The organism is Methylophaga thalassica (assembly GCF_030159795.1).
In the GTDB taxonomy this organism is placed as follows: Bacteria; Pseudomonadota; Gammaproteobacteria; order Nitrosococcales; family Methylophagaceae; genus Methylophaga; species Methylophaga thalassica.
In genome coordinates this window covers 189,213-206,098 of record NZ_BSND01000003.1, presented here as the reverse complement: position 1 = coordinate 206,098, position 16,886 = coordinate 189,213, and the positions used below count along the sequence as shown (strand labels likewise).

General features: G+C 43.1%; 19 protein-coding genes. 11 read left to right on the top strand and 8 right to left on the bottom strand.

The annotated features are described in order from the left end of the window. The first annotated feature begins 16 nt into the window (after window positions 1–16). On the top strand, window positions 17–1,267 hold the full coding sequence (locus QQL60_RS01070) for a sensor domain-containing phosphodiesterase (RefSeq protein ID WP_284722146.1): 1,251 nt from the start codon (window positions 17–19) through the stop codon (window positions 1,265–1,267). A 49-nt stretch (window positions 1,268–1,316) separates the two neighbouring features. Here QQL60_RS01070 and QQL60_RS01065 read toward each other — a convergent pair whose 3' ends face one another. The 4 genes from QQL60_RS01065 to QQL60_RS01050 all read right to left on the bottom strand — a co-directional run bounded on the left by QQL60_RS01065 (window position 1,317) and on the right by QQL60_RS01050 (window position 5,629). Next, the gene (locus QQL60_RS01065) at window positions 1,317–3,650 is read right to left on the bottom strand and encodes a methyl-accepting chemotaxis protein (RefSeq protein WP_284722145.1); all 2,334 of its coding nucleotides are present in this window, start codon (window positions 3,648–3,650) and stop codon (window positions 1,317–1,319) included. 152 nt (window positions 3,651–3,802) lie between these two features. Beyond that, window positions 3,803–4,843, bottom strand: coding sequence for an ACR3 family arsenite efflux transporter (gene arsB / locus QQL60_RS01060; RefSeq protein WP_284722144.1), 1,041 nt, complete (start codon window positions 4,841–4,843; stop codon window positions 3,803–3,805). Further along, entirely contained in the window at window positions 4,840–5,250 is a 411-nt protein-coding gene (locus QQL60_RS01055; RefSeq protein ID WP_284722143.1) for an arsenate reductase ArsC, read from the bottom strand. Before QQL60_RS01055 ends, arsB begins: the two co-directional genes overlap by 4 nt. Window position 5,251: 1 nt before the next feature. After that, entirely contained in the window at window positions 5,252–5,629 is a 378-nt protein-coding gene (locus QQL60_RS01050; protein ID WP_284451815.1) for an ArsR/SmtB family transcription factor, read from the bottom strand. 116 nt (window positions 5,630–5,745) lie between these two features. Between QQL60_RS01050 and QQL60_RS01045 the strand changes: the two genes are divergently transcribed. Further along, entirely contained in the window at window positions 5,746–6,408 is a 663-nt protein-coding gene (locus tag QQL60_RS01045; RefSeq protein ID WP_284722142.1) for an SDR family oxidoreductase, read from the top strand. 2 nt (window positions 6,409–6,410) lie between these two features. Here QQL60_RS01045 and QQL60_RS01040 read toward each other — a convergent pair whose 3' ends face one another. Together QQL60_RS01040 and QQL60_RS01035 are read right to left on the bottom strand one after the other, a co-directional pair. Then, window positions 6,411–7,466 (bottom strand): acyltransferase, encoded by a 1,056-nt coding sequence (locus QQL60_RS01040; protein WP_284722141.1) that lies wholly within the window; start codon window positions 7,464–7,466, stop codon window positions 6,411–6,413. Between the two features lie 175 nt (window positions 7,467–7,641). Beyond that, window positions 7,642–8,388 carry a ferredoxin--NADP reductase gene (locus QQL60_RS01035; protein ID WP_284722140.1) on the bottom strand — a complete coding sequence of 249 codons (747 nt, stop codon included), beginning with the start codon at window positions 8,386–8,388 and terminating at the stop codon, window positions 7,642–7,644. Between the two features lie 121 nt (window positions 8,389–8,509). On the opposite strand from QQL60_RS01035, the gene QQL60_RS01030 reads away from it, so the two are divergent. Genes QQL60_RS01030 through QQL60_RS01020 form a run of 3 tightly spaced genes read left to right on the top strand, consistent with a single transcriptional unit; the run spans window position 8,510 to window position 9,750 of the window. After that, complete coding sequence (locus tag QQL60_RS01030) at window positions 8,510–8,968, top strand: GNAT family N-acetyltransferase (RefSeq protein ID WP_007145862.1); 459 nt, start codon at window positions 8,510–8,512, stop codon at window positions 8,966–8,968. Between the two features lie 11 nt (window positions 8,969–8,979). Further along, window positions 8,980–9,384, top strand: coding sequence for a hypothetical protein (locus tag QQL60_RS01025; protein ID WP_007145863.1), 405 nt, complete (start codon window positions 8,980–8,982; stop codon window positions 9,382–9,384). 3 nt (window positions 9,385–9,387) lie between these two features. Beyond that, window positions 9,388–9,750 carry a lysozyme inhibitor LprI family protein gene (locus tag QQL60_RS01020; protein ID WP_007145864.1) on the top strand — a complete coding sequence of 121 codons (363 nt, stop codon included), beginning with the start codon at window positions 9,388–9,390 and terminating at the stop codon, window positions 9,748–9,750. Between the two features lie 7 nt (window positions 9,751–9,757). Here the strand turns inward: QQL60_RS01020 and ribF are convergent, their stop codons facing one another. Beyond that, entirely contained in the window at window positions 9,758–10,690 is a 933-nt protein-coding gene (ribF, locus tag QQL60_RS01015) for a bifunctional riboflavin kinase/FAD synthetase (RefSeq protein WP_284722139.1), read from the bottom strand. Window positions 10,691–10,817: 127 nt separating this feature from the next. Here ribF and QQL60_RS01010 point away from each other — a divergent pair, with 127 nt between their 5' ends. The 5 genes from QQL60_RS01010 to folE2 are packed head-to-tail and all read left to right on the top strand — an operon-like array spanning window position 10,818 to window position 15,033. After that, window positions 10,818–11,063, top strand: a complete 246-nt coding sequence (locus QQL60_RS01010) for an exodeoxyribonuclease VII small subunit (protein WP_284722138.1) — start codon at window positions 10,818–10,820, stop codon at window positions 11,061–11,063. Window positions 11,064–11,089: 26 nt separating this feature from the next. Further along, complete coding sequence (ispA, locus tag QQL60_RS01005; RefSeq protein ID WP_284722600.1) at window positions 11,090–11,956, top strand: (2E,6E)-farnesyl diphosphate synthase; 867 nt, start codon at window positions 11,090–11,092, stop codon at window positions 11,954–11,956. A 12-nt stretch (window positions 11,957–11,968) separates the two neighbouring features. After that, window positions 11,969–13,792: a 1-deoxy-D-xylulose-5-phosphate synthase gene (gene dxs / locus QQL60_RS01000; protein ID WP_284722137.1), complete on the top strand. Its 1,824-nt coding sequence runs from the start codon at window positions 11,969–11,971 to the stop codon at window positions 13,790–13,792. Window positions 13,793–13,836: 44 nt separating this feature from the next. Beyond that, window positions 13,837–14,220 (top strand): 6-carboxytetrahydropterin synthase QueD, encoded by a 384-nt coding sequence (queD, locus tag QQL60_RS00995; protein WP_040576268.1) that lies wholly within the window; start codon window positions 13,837–13,839, stop codon window positions 14,218–14,220. Next, window positions 14,221–15,033 carry a GTP cyclohydrolase FolE2 gene (gene folE2, locus QQL60_RS00990; protein ID WP_284722136.1) on the top strand — a complete coding sequence of 271 codons (813 nt, stop codon included), beginning with the start codon at window positions 14,221–14,223 and terminating at the stop codon, window positions 15,031–15,033. Window positions 15,034–15,086: 53 nt separating this feature from the next. Here folE2 and QQL60_RS00985 read toward each other — a convergent pair whose 3' ends face one another. Further along, entirely contained in the window at window positions 15,087–15,731 is a 645-nt protein-coding gene (locus tag QQL60_RS00985; protein ID WP_284722135.1) for a retropepsin-like aspartic protease family protein, read from the bottom strand. Between the two features lie 38 nt (window positions 15,732–15,769). On the opposite strand from QQL60_RS00985, the gene mobA reads away from it, so the two are divergent. Next, window positions 15,770–16,885 carry a molybdenum cofactor guanylyltransferase MobA gene (gene mobA / locus QQL60_RS00980; protein ID WP_284722134.1) on the top strand — a complete coding sequence of 372 codons (1,116 nt, stop codon included), beginning with the start codon at window positions 15,770–15,772 and terminating at the stop codon, window positions 16,883–16,885. Window position 16,886: the final 1 nt, after the last annotated feature.

The window sequence follows — 16,886 nt, the reverse complement described above, 5'->3', positions numbered from 1 at the left end:
GGCAGGCCAATAGTAGATGGATAACATGGTAATGCGAGAGACCATCCTCAAAGGATTAGAAAACGAATTATCCTTAACAGAAGCAACAGAAATAACTGATAACTTAAGCTATATTTTGTCTGTTATCCGTAAACATCTGGAGATGGATGTTGCTTTTACCTCCGAGTTCACCGATCAAATACGAAAAATTGAAGTGGTCGATTCAGCAGAACGAGACATTTCTCTAAAACCCGGACACGCTGACCCTACTGAACTGACTTACTGTCGCAAGATTGTTGATGGTGAGCTGGATGAAATCATTGCTGATACTTCAGAAAATCCATTGACTAAATCGATGCCGATTACACAAGAGCTGGATATTGGTAGCTACTTAGGTGTGCCCATCGTACTTAATGATGATGAAGTCTATGGTACTTTCTGTTGTTTCAGTCATACGCCTGACACAACGCTAAGCGAACGAGACTTAGCGCTAATGAAAATTTTTGCTGACATAGCTGCCCGTCAAATTGATAAGCAACTGATCAAGAGTCAGGAAGAAAATCAAATCAAAAGACGAGTCAGCAAAGTCTTATCAAATAAACACATCAAAACTGTTTTCCAACCGATATATCACGTCGACGAAAAAAGAGTGATTGGTTATGAGTGTTTATCCCGTTTTCTCAACACACCATATCGCACGCCAGATATCTGGTTTGAAGAAGCTCAATTTGCCGGCCTGGGAGAGGAGCTTGAAATAATGGCTATTACAGCGGCCCTTGATAAGATGAATCTTTTCCCAGCCGACATCAATTTTTCTCTAAACATATCACCTGAGTACGTGATAAATGGTGCCGTTGAAAGAGCTTTAGACCAGCATATATTTAATAAAAAAATTATTCTTGAAGTCACTGAACATGCCCATATAACAGACTATCATGCCTTTCGTAAAGCTATACAGTCACTGCGAAAACAAGGTGTGCGTCTTGCCATTGACGATGTTGGTGCTGGTTATTCCAGCCTTCATCATATCTTGGAACTGGGTGCAGATATAATCAAATTGGACATCAGCCTAATCAGAAATATTGATACTGATACATCCAGAAAAGCACTAACCGCTGCGTTACTTGCTTATGCCAAAGAAACCTCATGCGAAGTTTTAGCCGAAGGCGTAGAAACAGAGCAAGAATTCCAAGAGCTGGTTCGGCTCGGCATCAAAAAAATACAAGGCTATTTCATTAGCCAGCCGCTGGAGTTAGAAGAGGCAGTGAATTTTGTCTGCCCTATATAACAAATAACAGGCATGCCATTACTGGTATGCCTGTTAATTTTTTAACTCATTAGACTTTAAATTGTTTCACCAGATCATTGAGTGTAATTGCCAAACGAGCGAGATCTTTACTGGCAATAGACGTTTGCACCGTCCCCTCAGCGGTTTGGCTGATCATATCATTGATCGACACAATATTACGATTAATTTCTTCGGCCACCGCCCCCTGCTCTTCTGCTGCTGTGGCGATTTGGCGACTCATATCATTAATATGTGAGATAACTTCAGAAATCATTCTTAATGCCTCCTTGGTTGAATTCGCCTGAGTCAAAGCTTCATTGACTTGTTTCTGACTTTTTTCCATTGAATCCACGGCATTATTCGAACCTTGTTGCAGCATCTCGATCATATTGGTTATTTCACCAATTGAAGCGGTGGTTTTACTTGCCAGTGTCCTAACCTCTTCAGCCACCACAGCAAAACCACGACCATGCTCCCCGGCACGTGCCGCCTCAATAGCCGCATTTAATGCTAATAAATTCGTTTGTTCTGCAATATTGTTAATCACATCCAAAACGGTAGAAATATCCATACTGCGTTTTTTCAGTTGATTAATAGAATCCACTGCCGTCTCAGTCACATCAGCTAGCTGTTGAACAAGTGAGGCTGTTTTATCCATCGCCACAATGCCTGTATCCACCTGCTCAGCGGCTTTATCTGTAGCCATTGATGTATCACTGGTATTTCTTGCTACTTCTTGTACTGTAGCCGTCATCTCATTCATTGCTGAGGCAACCAGAGTGGTTTCACTCTGCTGTTTCTGAACTGCCTGACTGGTTTGCTCAGTGATCACAGAGGTTTCTTCTGATGCTGCTGCAATTTCGCTACTTGCATCCGTTACATTGTTCATGGTTTTCTGCATCGTGATGAGCATATTATTGAGGGCCTTGCTGGCATCACCAATTTCATCAGTACGTTTCATATCCAGTCTTGCAGTCAGATCCAGATCCTTTGCCACGCCAGAAATAAAATTTGATATTTGCAGAATTGGAGTGGAAATAAGATTGGATGCTTTAACAGAAAACAGCACAGCTAATAAGGCGATAACAACAAGAATCGATAATCCATACAACCATAAACTGTTTGATAACTGATTAGCTGGTGCAAACGCTTCTGCTTCATCAATCTCCGCTAAGATTGCCCAGTTCAAACCCGCAATATCCAAAGGAGCGTATGCGGACAACACATGGGTGCCACGATAATCTGTAATGATGTCAAATCCTGACTTACCAGCCAATGCATCCTCAACACCATGACTGTTGACCGGTAAAATACCCAAAGCTGACCCCTTACGTTCAATCAAATTTCTGCTTTTTTCATCGATAACCTGAGTCTTTGTCAGCATCTCCAGGTAAGCGGCTTTATCCTCAACTAAAAACCGGCTTTCACTACGTAAACGTTTATCAGGGCCGACCAGATAAGTTTCACCTGAATCGCCCAACCCTGCTTCCATCCATTTTTTCTCAAAGGTCATAATCTGATTAATTCGATCCACAGGCATTTGGAAAATCAGTACCCCTTTTTTACTGCCATTCAGGGAAATAGGTGCTGCCATGAAACTGGCAGGGCTCTCATAGGAAGGCAGATATGGCGCATAATCAACCACCGCTACTTGTTCATCTGGTCCCATTTCTAGTGCTTTGTTAAATGCCTGACCAAGAGCAGTGTTGGCATAAGGCCCATTTTTCAGCGATGTGGCGTAATCAAGTTCTTTGAATACGCTATACACCACCATTCCAGTATCGGCATCCACCAAGAAAATATCGTAATAACCAAACTTCTCTAAAAAATCTTTCAGATATGGATGGTATTTAGCATGATAGCTTGCATAGCTACTGCCATCATCTGCCTGAACCAGATCATCTTTTTTACCTAATGGTGCCAGATTATCAACAATATACGTTTGTTGCAGCGCTAATCCATTCACATCAAGTTTGGACAACACATCGTCCATATTCACAGGAGGCTTTACACCGTTCAGGGACTCGTAACGTTGAGAAAACGTCGTGTCATAATAAGTCTTCACATGTTGGCGAAGGCTGGCTTTGTTGTATTCTCCAATATCATTCGCATAGTTCTGTGCGGCTGTATTCAGATCACCTAAGGCCTGAGTAATCAAGCTAGAATTTGCCAGATTAGTCAGTTGATTTTTAATCGTCGCGAAATAGTCTCTAATCTGGTTTTTCTTAACATTACGAAGGGAAATCAGACGCTCTTGAGATAATTCACGTAGTGCAATACTCGATTCATTAGTCGCGATATAGTTGGTAAGCGCGGTAGAAATAAGGATTGGCGTAAGAGCGATAATAATCGCAGCCAAGGTAATTTTTTGTTTTATTTTCATCTCAAGTGCTCGTAATAATGAGGATAGCTAAGGTGGTGTTACTGATATCGTCCTCGATGAAAGTTTATTTAATCCATTGCATCCTTAACTATTGTCCACATTTATTTTACGAGCAAATGAAAAATAACCAACAACCGAAAGTATTGTTGATTTTATTTAAAGATATGTTTTGTCCTGTTTGCCAGAGCCACCAATGACAACATCACTGGCACTTCAACCAAAACACCAACCACCGTGGCTAATGCAGCGCCCGAATTCAATCCAAACAGGCTAATGGCAACAGCAACCGCCAGTTCAAAGAAATTAGACGTGCCAATAAGTGCAGCAGGTGCAGCAACATTAAACGGCACTTTCCACAAATAAGCCCAACCATAAGCAATGGCAAAAATACCGTAACTTTGAATCAGTAATGGAATCGCAATCAAAACAATAACTAACGGTTTAGCCAGAATGGTTTCTGCCTGGAAACCAAACAATAAAACCACCATCGCTAACAAACCAAGAATTGAATAAGGCTTAACTTTTTGCGTAAAGCGAGCAATTTCATGGTGGTCCTGACTATTATCAAGACGTTTCCGTGTGATATAGCCGGCCAGTAATGGAATCACCACATACAGTACAACTGATAGAAATAAGGTTTCCCATGGCACGATAATATTGGTCATACCGAGTAGAAAGGCTGTAATCGGAGCAAAAGCAAACACCATGATTAAATCGTTTATTGATACTTGCACCAGTGTGTAGTTTGCATCACCTTTAACCAACTGACTCCAGACAAATACCATGGCTGTACAGGGCGCAACCCCCAATAAAATCATACCGGCAATGTATTCTTTTGCTGATTGAGGATCGACCCAGCCGGCAAACAGAATCTCAAAAAATAAAATGCCCAGCCCGGCCATAGTAAAAGGTTTGATCAGCCAGTTCACCACCAGCGTGAGGCACAATCCTTTTGGTTTTTTACCAACATCTTTGATCGAGGCAAAATCCACATTGACCATCATCGGGTAAATCATCAACCAGATAAATACGGCGACAGCCAGATTCACATTGGCATATTGCCAAGCGGCCACCATTTGAAACACTGATGGAAACAAGGCCCCCAAAGCCACACCAGCAACAATACAAAGGCCAACCCAAACCGACAAATAACGTTCAAAAAAGCCTATTGCTGAACTAGAAGACGAGTTCATACTAATTCCTCTTCAATACGTGTTTTTAGTAACTGAAACGCTTCATCAAAAGCAGCTTCAATTTCCGCCTCCGTTCCCTCCGCTTTAGCAGGATCAGGAGTGCTCCAATGCAGTTTTTTATACTCACCATAAAAAATCGGACAAACTTCGTTGGCGGCTTGGTCACAGACGGTAATCACATAATCAAAAGCTTGACCCGCAAACTCATCCCATGACTTGCTGACCGGATGACCAGGATCGATGCCATGGCGTTTTAATGTTTCTATTGATTTAGGATGAACATAACCCGCAGGCTGACTGCCAGCACTCACAGCCTGATATTCAGCTCCTTTAAGCTGATTAATCAAAGCCTCTGCCATCACTGAACGGCAAGAGTTACCCGTGCATAAAACCAGTATTCTTTTCATTTCAACTCTCTGTATTAACGGATTGAGGTTTACAACAATCAACAAATTCCACAACAGCACAATCGGCGTTCTCAGCCTGATGCAATCGCGCTAAATCACTACTGCAGCAATCCTGAACCATAAAGGCAATTAAATCTCTCATCTGTTCAAAATTAGCCATGTAGATAATGGAGCGACCTTCTTTACGCGATGTCACCAACTTGGCCTGACTCAAATGGGTCAGATGAAATGACAAGGTATTATGCGGAATACCCAGCGCATCACTGATGGCACCGGCTGCCAACCCTTGCGGACCGGCTTCCACCAGTAATCTAAAGGCCTGAAGACGTGTTTCCTGAGACAAGGCATCAAAGGCGGTGAGTGCATTTTGTAGTTTCATATGTCGATAATAGTCGACATATATTTTATATGTCAATAATTATGGACATATAAGCAGAAAGCGTAGCCATGTTAAAGTGATCGACAAGTATGAAAATAATCGTAGGGAGATAAACGATGAGTAAAACATTAGTCATTGGAGCCAACGGCCAGATTGGAAAACAACTTATAAAGTTACTCTGTGCTGATGACAATCAGGTGAAAGCGATGATCCGAGACTCCCGGCAAGCTGCCTACTTTCAGGAATTAGGTGCTGAAACCATTATTGCCGATTTGGAATCCCCACTACCGGAAACAGCATTTGAGGATTGTGACAAAGTCGTCTTTACCGCAGGCTCAGGTGGAAAAACCGGCGCTGACAAAACCATCCTGATTGATCTATGGGGTGCGGTGAAAGCTATTGATATGGCCAAGAAACATAATATCAAACAATTTGTCATGGTCAGCGCCAGAGATGCTGGCAATCCTGAAACAGGCACTGAGGCCATCAAACACTACAATATTTGTAAACACTTTGCCGACGAGTATTTATTAGCTAGTGGCGTCCCTTACACCATCCTACGTCCTGGCAAACTGATTGATGACAAAGCCACAGGCCATATTTCCACACAACGAACAGGCGAAGCTGATAAGGATGTGATTACCCGTGCTGACGTCGCTGCTTGTATTCACTATTGCCTGAACCATACCGAGTCCATTAACCAGATAGATGAGCTTTACAATGGTAATGAAACTATTCCGCAGGCATTTATCAACAGTGTGTCGGGACGATTGGGTTAAATTTACCAACCTGTCAGACAACGACTGTAATGGCCGGCACCGCGTTTTATCAGATAAGCTACGGCTAGGCTGATAATGATAGTGAGCGGAAAGGTAACAACAAACTGTACCAATCCGCTCATCTCTTCAACATAAGGCAACCACTTATACCCCACCAGCGCTATCAACACCCAGGGATGAATAAAATAAATAGCAAAACTCGCGTCGGCTAATAACCTCAGTGCAGGAATTTCAGGATAACGTTCGCTTAACTTTTGCAGTAGAGACAAAAAGAAAAAACATAAAACGATTTTCTGCAAAATCAGGATATCCAGACCATCAAAGGTGAATGCATGTAATTTATGTAGATTACCGAATCCGGGATAAATCAGCGCCTGTAATATCGCCAGAAAGATAACGCCTGCTGCCAGCACAACAGTTTTGTTCGCAATGTAGGACTGAACAAAATCACGATGCATGGATACCAGAATGCCTAATAAATACATAGGCAAAAAATACAAAACAGCGTGCCAGGGCGACAGATTACCCGCTGGGCGATGGACAATCATCGCCACCACTAAGGCGATGATAAAAATCGTTACACGTGTTTTTACACCCAAGCGGATGTAGCTAATAAACAATGGCGACATCAGAAATATCAGCATAATAAACGGGATATACCAATAGGCAAACGAGGTTCGGCCAGTCCATAAATACAGGCCAAACATGGTTAAATAATCTTGCCAGTGACTGAGCGACGTGACTCCCAACTCTTTGGCATCGGGTAAAGAAATACCTGAACTTAAATAATAAATCAGTGCTAACGACGATAAAAACAGATAAGGCAGCAAGACATTTTTAACTTTCTTCAGCATAAACTGGCTGTATGCAAATTGCCTGTAAAAAATATGATGGAAGAAAAAACCGGAAATAAAGACGAATAACGGTGAGCCCCCCTGAATTAAGTTGGCAATCACTCTTTCGTCAAAACTGGTGATGGATTTATAGCTAATACAATGTCCGGCAACGATGCTTAATATGGCAATGGCCCTGAAATAATCAAAGGCAATCAACCTCATTTAAGCAACTACCACAGATATCAACCAGCGCATCGGCTTATCACTCTTCTAGAGACAAAACTGGCGAACAATACACCAAAATCACACTTTTTATCATATTTATAAAAGCTTCGTATAAAACGGATTTAAGTGACTATTCAGACCTTTGTCATCTTCTGTTCAGCCAATATATTTATTACCAATATTTTTCAATACTGATCTGCCCTGGATCACGTCGGGAGTGTTTTTTCAGGCCATGGGTATTGATTAACACATCCATGGTTTCATGCACCATTTCAGGGTTACCGCACAACATCACCTGACTGTCTTCTGCATTGATTTTCAGACCAGTGCGTTGCTCCAGACGACCATCTTCAACAGCTTGAGGAATACGTCCTGTTAAGGCATCAGGTGCTTGTTCACGGCTGACAAAAGGCACATAAATAAACTGCCCCGCTCGTGTTTGTTTTATCGCATCAATATTGTCCTGATAGGTCAGTTCGTTTTGATATCTGACTGCATGTACCAAAACCACTTTTTCAAACTGCTGCCAAACTTCCTGCGTATTTAAAATAGACAGAAAAGGGCCAATACCCGTGCCGGTGGATAGCAAATAGAGATGCTTGCCCTCAGGTAATTGATCCAAGGTCATTAAGCCGGCTGCTTTGGGTGCGACCAAAATAGTATCACCGGCTTTAAGTTTGGCTAGTCGGGTAGAAAGCAAACCATCAAGCACCTCAATAAAATAAAAATCGAGCGGTCTTGTGTCTGGACTGTTCACCAAGGAAAAAGGTCGACTGACAAGTTCACCCTCAATTTCCAAAGCTAAACGCGTAAACTGCCCAGCTTTGAACGTTGGATAATCGACATCCAGCCTTAATGAATGCAAACGATCATTCCATTGTTTATTTTCAACTACTGTAGCCGTCAGCCAATCAGCCATTATGCTGTCTCCTTTTTTGTCGGGTTGATATCACTTTCTGGTTTATGGTCATGCTACTATCATTCCATTTTTAATACGACGTACAAAGCCGACATCACCTGAGCTCAAGGATTAACGCTAAATGACCAATCACATCATTGCCGAAGCGACATTAACCGATCTTAATGCCATTACCCAGTTGCTGACCGTGCTGTTTACTCAGGAAGCTGACTTTGAACCACAACCAGAAAAACAAATGCACGCTGTCAGTGATATTCTCAGGCATCCCGACAAAGGCCATTTTTTACTTATCAAACACCAGTCTAAAGTCGTCGGCGTAGTAAGTTTGTTATATCTAACCTCAACCGCCATGGGTGGTAAAGTCGCTTTATTAGAAGATATGGTGATTGCTGAACAACATCGTGGCAAAGGCTTCGGCTCGGCTTTGTTAAGTGCTGCGGTCAACTTTGCCAGACAACAAGGTTGTCTGCGTATTACCTTATTAACAGATGCCGATAATGCTATTGCCCAGAAAATGTATCAGGACGAGGGGTTTACTCACTCTGCCATGATTCCGATGCGATTAATTTTAGACACATAAACAAACTCGCCATGGACGCCATTAACCCCAAATTATTATGGGAAATTTTTAAACATATACAACGTTGGTTAGCGAATCTTAATCGCGCAGGCGAACAGCGTCAGCAACAATCCAGAACAGCGCTGAGAAATGTCATTATCGCTGCCCGGGAAACCAGTGTATACGTCAGACAGATACAGGATACCCAACAAGCCGATCATGCGACTGAGCGGCATCTGGCAAAATGCTGGACTCAACTGGGGTTTGATTTAGACGATTTGGGACTGAGTAAACTGGCGAAACGCTGCCACATAACGGGTAAACATTGGGCTGACCCTAAGTTTTACACCAATGATTTTCTGCAAAAAGCCGATATCAGTCTGGATAGAATGGAAACATTAGCAAAACAGATTTTATTGGATATTGATAAACTCTAAATCATGAAAAAAATCATCTCATTTAGTCTATTCGTTTTATTCAGTCCATTGGCTCAGGCTCAATCGCTGTGCCCAATGACAAATGCTGATGCCATGCAAGCTTGTCTCGATGGGAAACTACAATCAGCGATTGATGAAATGGTCAGTGACTTAACGATAATCAAACAACGCCATGCTGAAAACGATGCATTGCTAAAGTCACTTGAGTTATCGCAGCAAACATGGGATGCCTACCGGAAAACGCAATGCCTGAATGTCTATCAGACCTGGCAAAACAATGCGCAGCAACAAGCTGTAACCGCCAGTTGCGCCATTGAGCTGACCAGACAACGTAATCAGTTTTTACAAGACTATTATCTAAAATAAACCTCATTCAGACTTGTGAAAAATAATGGCGCGCCTGATCGGCATCCTTGTGAATCTGGCTGATCAGCTGATCCAGACTGTCAAAACGCTGCTCATCACGAATCTTATGTAAGAAAAACACCTGAACATGCTCGCCATAGATCTCTCTCTTAAAATCAAACAGATGCACTTCCAGCAAGGCCTTGTTACCACCAATAGTCGGTCGAATACCAATATTTGCCACACCATTAACCGGTTCTTCATCAATACCAAATAACTGCACAGCAAACACTCCTGTCAGTGGAATTTTATGCCGATGAAGATGAATATTTGCCGTGGGGAATCCCATCTTGCGACCACGCTTATCACCATGCGCGACCCGACCACTCATCCGATAAGGACGTCCTAATAACTTCTCAGCTAAGAGTAAGTCACCACTGCTTAGTGCATTTCTGATACGGGTGCTGCTTACCCGGTCTTGGTCGATAGCAAAGGTGTGCATGTTCACCACCTGAAAGCCATATTGCCGTCCGGCTTGCTGTAATAACGCAAAATCGCCTTTTCGTTCACAGCCAAAGCGGAAGTCATCCCCCACCACCAGATATTTAACGTTTAATCCTTCCACTAATAATTTTTGGATAAAGAGTTCAGCCGACATCTCTGCCAGCTGTTGATTAAACCGTAAAACACATAATTGCTGGATGGAATAACAGCGCAAAGCCTCCACTTTTTCACGAAACCGCGTCAATCTGGCTGGCGCTTTTTCCGGAACAAAATATTCAAATGGCTGCGGTTCAAACGTAATCACTACGGCGGGTAATTTCAGCGTATCGCCTTTCATGGCTAATTGTGTCAATACCGCTTGATGGCCTAAGTGGACACCGTCAAAATTACCGATGGTGGCAACACACCCTTGAGGTGAAGCAGGTAAATTATGAAAACCGCGAATGATTTTCGGCATAAGACGTTGTCTACCAAAAAAATAACTAAACACAACAGAGTAACGGCAAATAAAAAAACAATCCAGCAGGCAAGCCCACGCCTATTACCTTATAATAGGCGCAAAATTATTTCGGTCAGAGGCAAGAATGGCAGCGAAACAAAAAAAACTGGATTATGAAGCTGCAGTTAAAGAGCTGGAAGCATTAGTTGAACGCCTGGAAGAAGGCGATATCAGCCTGGAAGAATCACTCAAACTCTATGAACGTGGCGTACTACTAACTCGTGATTGTCAGGAATCGTTGCAAGCGGCAGAACAAAAAGTGCAAATGCTGTTACAACAATCTGGCCAAAATAATCTGGTAGATTTTGATCCGGAAACTGGTGACGCGTGAACGTAAAGTTTCCTCTGCAGGACTGGATGTTAAAGCACCAGTCTCAAATCGAATTTGTTCTGGAAAAACGTCTTCAACAGGCACAAAAGCCAGGTTCAGCGCGTTTATTTGAAGCGATGCGCTATGCCACATTAGGTGGTGGCAAACGCTTACGCGCCCTGCTCGTCTATGCTACTGGTCAGGCATTAGGTGCAAAACAATCTGCTATGGATGTCGCGGCGGCGGCAGTTGAAATGATTCACGCCTACTCACTTGTGCATGATGATATGCCAATCATGGATGATGATGATCTGCGCAGAGGTCGTCCGACCTGTCACAAAGCCTATGATGATGCGACTGCACTTTTAGTCGGTGATGCCTTACAAACGCTGGCTTTCGAAACCTTGTGCGATGATATTCTGACCGAGAAACAACAAAGTCGCATGGTCAAAACACTGACTCAGGCTTCTGGTGCAGCAGGTATGGCAGGTGGTCAGGCCATTGATCTGGAATCTGTTGGCAAAAAACTGGACATTGATGCACTACAGGCAATGCATAAATTAAAAACTGGCGCTCTCATCCGTGCCAGTGTTGTGCTCGGTGCACTCGCTGCCGAACACTATGATGAAGTGACGCTGGAACATCTTGATCGTTATGCAGACTGCATTGGACTAGCGTTTCAGGTTCAGGATGATGTGCTGGATGTCATCACTGACACTCAAACACTTGGAAAGACCCAAGGTGCCGATATTGCATTGAATAAACCCACATATCCTGCTTTACTAGGTCTTGAAAAAGCACAACAAAAAGCGGTTGCTCTGATTGAAAAAGCACTGACTCACCTTGATGAGTGCCCATTTAATACAGAAGTGCTGGCCGAATTAGCTCAGTTTGTTGTGAAACGCTCACATTAAGAAATCGACAGAATGGATACTATACTCACTCATATCAACAGCCCAGAAGATCTGCGTCAACTGGACAAAAAACAGTTGCCCCAGCTGGCAGAAGAGTTGAGAACACTCATTATCGATAGTGTGCAACAAACTGGCGGGCATATTTCATCCAACCTAGGTGTTATCGAGCTCACCATCGCCTTGCATTATGTGTTTGATACCCCCACTGACCGCTTAGTCTGGGATGTGGGTCACCAAAGCTATGTTCATAAAATCCTCACTGGTCGCCGGGATCAGATGAATACTATGCGTCAGCCCCGTGGTTTATCAGGTTTTCCTAAACGCAGTGAAAGTGAATATGACACGTTTGGTGTGGGTCATTCGAGTACCTCCATCAGTGCCGCTCTTGGCATGGCACTCGCTGCACAAGCCAACAATGATCCACGTCATGCTGTCGCCATTATTGGTGATGGCGCCCTCACCGCCGGACAGGCGTTTGAGGCGTTGGCACATGCCGGTGACTTGAGCGCGAATTTATTAGTCATACTTAACGACAATGAAATGTCGATTTCAAAAAATGTCGGCGGCATGGCAAATTATCTCGCCAAATTATTATCAGGCAGCTTTTACGCCAGTGCTCGTGAAGGTAGTAAGCGTGTACTGGAAAAGATTCCACCCGCTTGGGAAATTGCCAAACGCGCAGAAGAGCATGTCAAAGGCATGATGGTTCCTGGCACTTTATTCGAAGAAATGGGCTTTAATTATATTGGCCCCATCGATGGTCACGATATCGATACGCTCATTGCGACTATGACCAATTTGAAAAAACGTAAGGGTCCGCAATTTCTTCATATCGTCACCAAAAAAGGCAAAGGCTATGAGCCTGCCGAATTACATCCCTGCAAATATCATGGTGTCAGTCCGGCCAATAGTAAATCTTCTGGGCCGACATATACCCAAGTGTTTGGCCGTTGGTTATGCGATATGGCTCGTCTGGATCCGGACTTATTCGGCATCACACCTGCCATGTGTGAAGGCTCGGGGTTGAACCGCTTTGCTGAAGACTTTCCAGAGCGTTATTTTGATGTCGGCATCGCTGAACAACATTCTGTGACCTTAGCTGCAGGCTTGGCCTGTGAAGGCAAAAAACCGGTTGTGGCAATTTACTCGACCTTCTTACAAAGAGCCTACGATCAATTAATTCACGATGTGGCTATTCAGAATCTGAATGTACTGTTTGCTATTGATCGCGCTGGCTTGGTTGGCGCTGATGGTCCGACACATGCGGGTAGCTTTGATTTAAGCTTTTTGCGCTGCATTCCTAATATGATCATCATGGCACCGGCTGATGAAAATGAATGTCGGCAAATGTTAACCACCGGTTTCCGTTATAACGGACCGGCAGCAGTGCGTTATCCGCGGGGCAGTGGCAATGGCACCCCTGTTGAGCCAGCTTTAACTTCATTAGAAATAGGAAAAGCCCAATTAAAACGTCAGGGTGAAAAAGTCGCGATTCTGGCCTTTGGCAGCATGGTCACTGCAGCTGAACAAGCCGCAGAACAAATGAATGCCACGGTGGTGAATATGCGCTTTGTCAAACCCTTAGATACAGACATCATCAATCACATTGCTAACTCGCACGATTTAATCATCACCATTGAAGAAAATGCTGTGATGGGTGGCGCAGGTAGCGCTGTAAATGAATATTTAAGAGAAATAAACCATCCTGTCGCCATAAAATTGATGGGATTGCCCGATACATTTATCGAGCATGGCGTTCATAGCAGCATGTTAAGTGGATGTGGTCTGGATGCTGCAGGTATTTTGCATACCATTAATCAGCACTTTGCGGCATAATACGCTGTCTTCGTGAACGATTCCTGAGTATAATAGTCAACATTATGAGCGCAACGTATACCCTGAAAATTCTGGCCGATTTTGCCTCGGCACACACCTTAAGAGATTATCCAGGTGATTGCCGTCGTATGCATGGTCACAACTGGAAGCTGGAAGTCGAAGTCACTGCTATTGATCTAAATGAACATGGCATGGGTATGGACTTCAAAACCATTAAAACAGCTACTCGCGAGTTGGCTAAAACGCTGGACCACCGTTATCTGAATGACATCCCACCATTCGATACCATTAATCCAACGGCTGAAAATATTGCCAGATTTTTTTACCAAAAGCTCAGTGATACGTTAAATAATGATATCGCTAAAGTTTCCGGTGTCACCTTGTGGGAAACAGATCGCGCTTGCGTTAAATACAGCGAGGACAATTGAATGAGCACAACCCCAGCTAGCACTGAGATCAAAGACGAAATCGAAGACGTACAGAACATTGCTGATCAGCGTAAAATCGCTATTGATAAAGTCGGTATTAAAGATATTAAACACCCGGTTAAAGTCAGTGACCGTACCACCGGTGAACAGCACACCATTGCTAACTTTAATATGTATGTGAACCTGCCTCATCAGTTTAAAGGCACACATATGTCTCGTTTTGTTGAGATTTTGAATCAGCATGAACGTGAGATCACTGTTAAATCTTTCCGTGAAATGCTGGGTCAAATGACTGAGCGTCTTGATGCGGAATCAGGCTATATTGAAATGAACTTCCCTTATTTTGTGAATAAGGAAGCACCTGTTTCAAAAGTGAAAAGTCTAATGGATTATGACGTCACCTTTATCGGTGAAATCACTGGTACTAAAACCATGATGACGGTTAAGGTCATCGTTCCTGTTACAAGCTTATGCCCATGTTCAAAGAATATCTCAGATTATGGCGCGCATAACCAACGTTCACACGTCACTTTGACTGTTCGCGTTGATAGCTTTGTCTGGATTGAAGATTTAATCGATCTGGTAGAAAAAGAAGCCTCTTGCGAAATCTTTGGTTTATTAAAACGTCCGGATGAAAAATTCGTCACCGAACGTGCGTACGATAATCCGAAATTTGTTGAAGATATGGTGCGTGACATTGCAGCCAGATTAAATGATGATTCTCGTATCACCGCTTACACAGTCGAATCAGAAAACTTCGAATCTATTCATAACCACTCTGCATACGCATTGATTACCAAAGGTTTTGATTGATATATCATCAATCACAAATAAAAAAAGCCCGGTTTAACCGGGCTTTTTTATGCTCAATATTTTTGTCTTAAATCGAGACGCTCACCATTATGTTGAATATCCAGTTGACCAAGAAAAGACATGCCCAGTAGCGTCACTGAAGGTTCTTCACCATCCAAAACCACAGCATCGACATTGTGTAGCTTTATTTGTTCAAGTTGCACAAAATCCAGCTTCACCTTGTATCCGACACTACTGCCTGATGCCGTTCTTATGCCAACTTGCTGACCACGAAGATAATCAATACCAAGGCGGGATGCCGTCGCGGCATTCATAGCGATGGTGCTGGCGCCGGTATCAACTAAGAAACTTATCGTATAACCATTGATATTACCGGTAGCAGTATACATACCATTGGTCGGCCACAACGTCACTGCTGTTTTTTTCTCGGCTTCTATGTAATTGCTATTAATCCGATCGCCCAATGGAAAGATCTGTTTTTCGCCATTGATTTCAAACGTTGCGCTATTACTGTTAGCAGCAATTAACTTCAGGCCCTCTGGGCTGGTTTCTCCGACATTTAAAAAATGCTGCTGACCATCTACTTCAACCACAGCTTTGTCTTTAAACAGGCCAACCACCATAATGTTAACAACGACAGCCTCTGCTCGACTGCTAATTAACAGTATAATAAGCCACATTAATATGACTTTAGCCATAACGTTTCTTTTTAATCAGGTTTACCACTAACACCATCATGAGTGCATTCTCCCCTATTACAGTATCTGGTGTACTGCTGGCTGGCGGCCAATCCCGCCGGATGGGTGGTCAGGACAAAGGTTTGCTCCCCTATCAGGGTCGCTCGATGGCTAGCCACGTCATTAGTGCCATATTACCGCAAGTTGATGATTTTTATATCAGTGCAAATCAACATATTGAAGAATATCGATCATTTTCTTACCCTGTCATCACGGATGGACTTGATAATTTTCAGGGTCCTCTCGCCGGTATCCTGGCTGTGATGGAGCAAATCGATTCTGACTATCTGCTGACAGTGCCTTGTGATAATCCTGTTATCAGCCCTCAACTGCGACAGCGTTTACTGGAAGCTTTGTTAACGACTGGAAGTGATATTGCGGTAGCGCATGATGGGACTCAATTACAACCCGTATTTTCATTAATTCCTCGACGCTTACAATCATCATTAACTGACTTTTTAGCCTCTGGTCAGCGCAAAACCCGTGACTGGTTATTCCAGCATAAGGTTGTTGAAGTCGACTTTTCTGATCAGGCTGACTGTTTTATCAATATCAATACGGCTGATGACTTACAAAAAAAACCAAAGATACGTTCAGCTATACCGGTCCTTGGCTTTGCTGCATTTAGTGGAACAGGTAAAACAACATTACTCACCAAACTCATTCCTGCGCTGAAAAATAAAGAGATACATGTTGCTGTGATAAAACATGCACATCACAATTTTGATATCGATAAACCGGGTAAGGACAGCTATCAAATCCGTGAGGCAGGTGCCGAGGAAATCATTATTGCCTCAGCAAAAATGATGGCGCTAATGAGAAAACATCACGATGGACTGATTGAACCTGAATTACAGCCATTAATCCAACGCCTCGATACCAGTAATATCGATCTCATTCTTGTTGAGGGATTCAAACACGAAAATTTCCCCAAAATAGAATTAAACCGTGCGGAACTGGGTCCACCGACTTTGTTCAAGGAGGATCCGCATATCATTGCAATCGCCTCTGATAAAACCGATAGTCATGCTGACATGCCTTTGGTATTAGATATCAATAATATCCCCGCCATGGTCGAGTTTATTGAACAGTTTATTTTTTCATGGAACAGCTAAA

Bases quoted from the DNA above. Each gene is read 5' to 3' on its own strand.
- QQL60_RS01070 (WP_284722146.1), top strand. From the start codon at position 17: ATGGATAACATGGTAATGCGAGAGACCATCCTCAAAGGATTAGAAAAC.
- QQL60_RS01065 (WP_284722145.1), bottom strand. From the start codon at position 3,650: ATGAAAATAAAACAAAAAATTACCTTGGCTGCGATTATTATCGCTCTT.
- arsB (WP_284722144.1), bottom strand. From the start codon at position 4,843: ATGAACTCGTCTTCTAGTTCAGCAATAGGCTTTTTTGAACGTTATTTG.
- QQL60_RS01055 (WP_284722143.1), bottom strand. From the start codon at position 5,250: ATGAAAAGAATACTGGTTTTATGCACGGGTAACTCTTGCCGTTCAGTG.
- QQL60_RS01050 (WP_284451815.1), bottom strand. From the start codon at position 5,629: ATGAAACTACAAAATGCACTCACCGCCTTTGATGCCTTGTCTCAGGAA.
- QQL60_RS01045 (WP_284722142.1), top strand. From the start codon at position 5,746: ATGAGTAAAACATTAGTCATTGGAGCCAACGGCCAGATTGGAAAACAA.
- QQL60_RS01040 (WP_284722141.1), bottom strand. From the start codon at position 7,466: ATGAGGTTGATTGCCTTTGATTATTTCAGGGCCATTGCCATATTAAGC.
- QQL60_RS01035 (WP_284722140.1), bottom strand. From the start codon at position 8,388: ATGGCTGATTGGCTGACGGCTACAGTAGTTGAAAATAAACAATGGAAT.
- QQL60_RS01030 (WP_007145862.1), top strand. From the start codon at position 8,510: ATGACCAATCACATCATTGCCGAAGCGACATTAACCGATCTTAATGCC.
- QQL60_RS01025 (WP_007145863.1), top strand. From the start codon at position 8,980: ATGGACGCCATTAACCCCAAATTATTATGGGAAATTTTTAAACATATA.
- QQL60_RS01020 (WP_007145864.1), top strand. From the start codon at position 9,388: ATGAAAAAAATCATCTCATTTAGTCTATTCGTTTTATTCAGTCCATTG.
- ribF (WP_284722139.1), bottom strand. From the start codon at position 10,690: ATGCCGAAAATCATTCGCGGTTTTCATAATTTACCTGCTTCACCTCAA.
- QQL60_RS01010 (WP_284722138.1), top strand. From the start codon at position 10,818: ATGGCAGCGAAACAAAAAAAACTGGATTATGAAGCTGCAGTTAAAGAG.
- ispA (WP_284722600.1), top strand. From the start codon at position 11,090: ATGTTAAAGCACCAGTCTCAAATCGAATTTGTTCTGGAAAAACGTCTT.
- dxs (WP_284722137.1), top strand. From the start codon at position 11,969: ATGGATACTATACTCACTCATATCAACAGCCCAGAAGATCTGCGTCAA.
- queD (WP_040576268.1), top strand. From the start codon at position 13,837: ATGAGCGCAACGTATACCCTGAAAATTCTGGCCGATTTTGCCTCGGCA.
- folE2 (WP_284722136.1), top strand. From the start codon at position 14,221: ATGAGCACAACCCCAGCTAGCACTGAGATCAAAGACGAAATCGAAGAC.
- QQL60_RS00985 (WP_284722135.1), bottom strand. From the start codon at position 15,731: ATGGCTAAAGTCATATTAATGTGGCTTATTATACTGTTAATTAGCAGT.
- mobA (WP_284722134.1), top strand. From the start codon at position 15,770: ATGAGTGCATTCTCCCCTATTACAGTATCTGGTGTACTGCTGGCTGGC.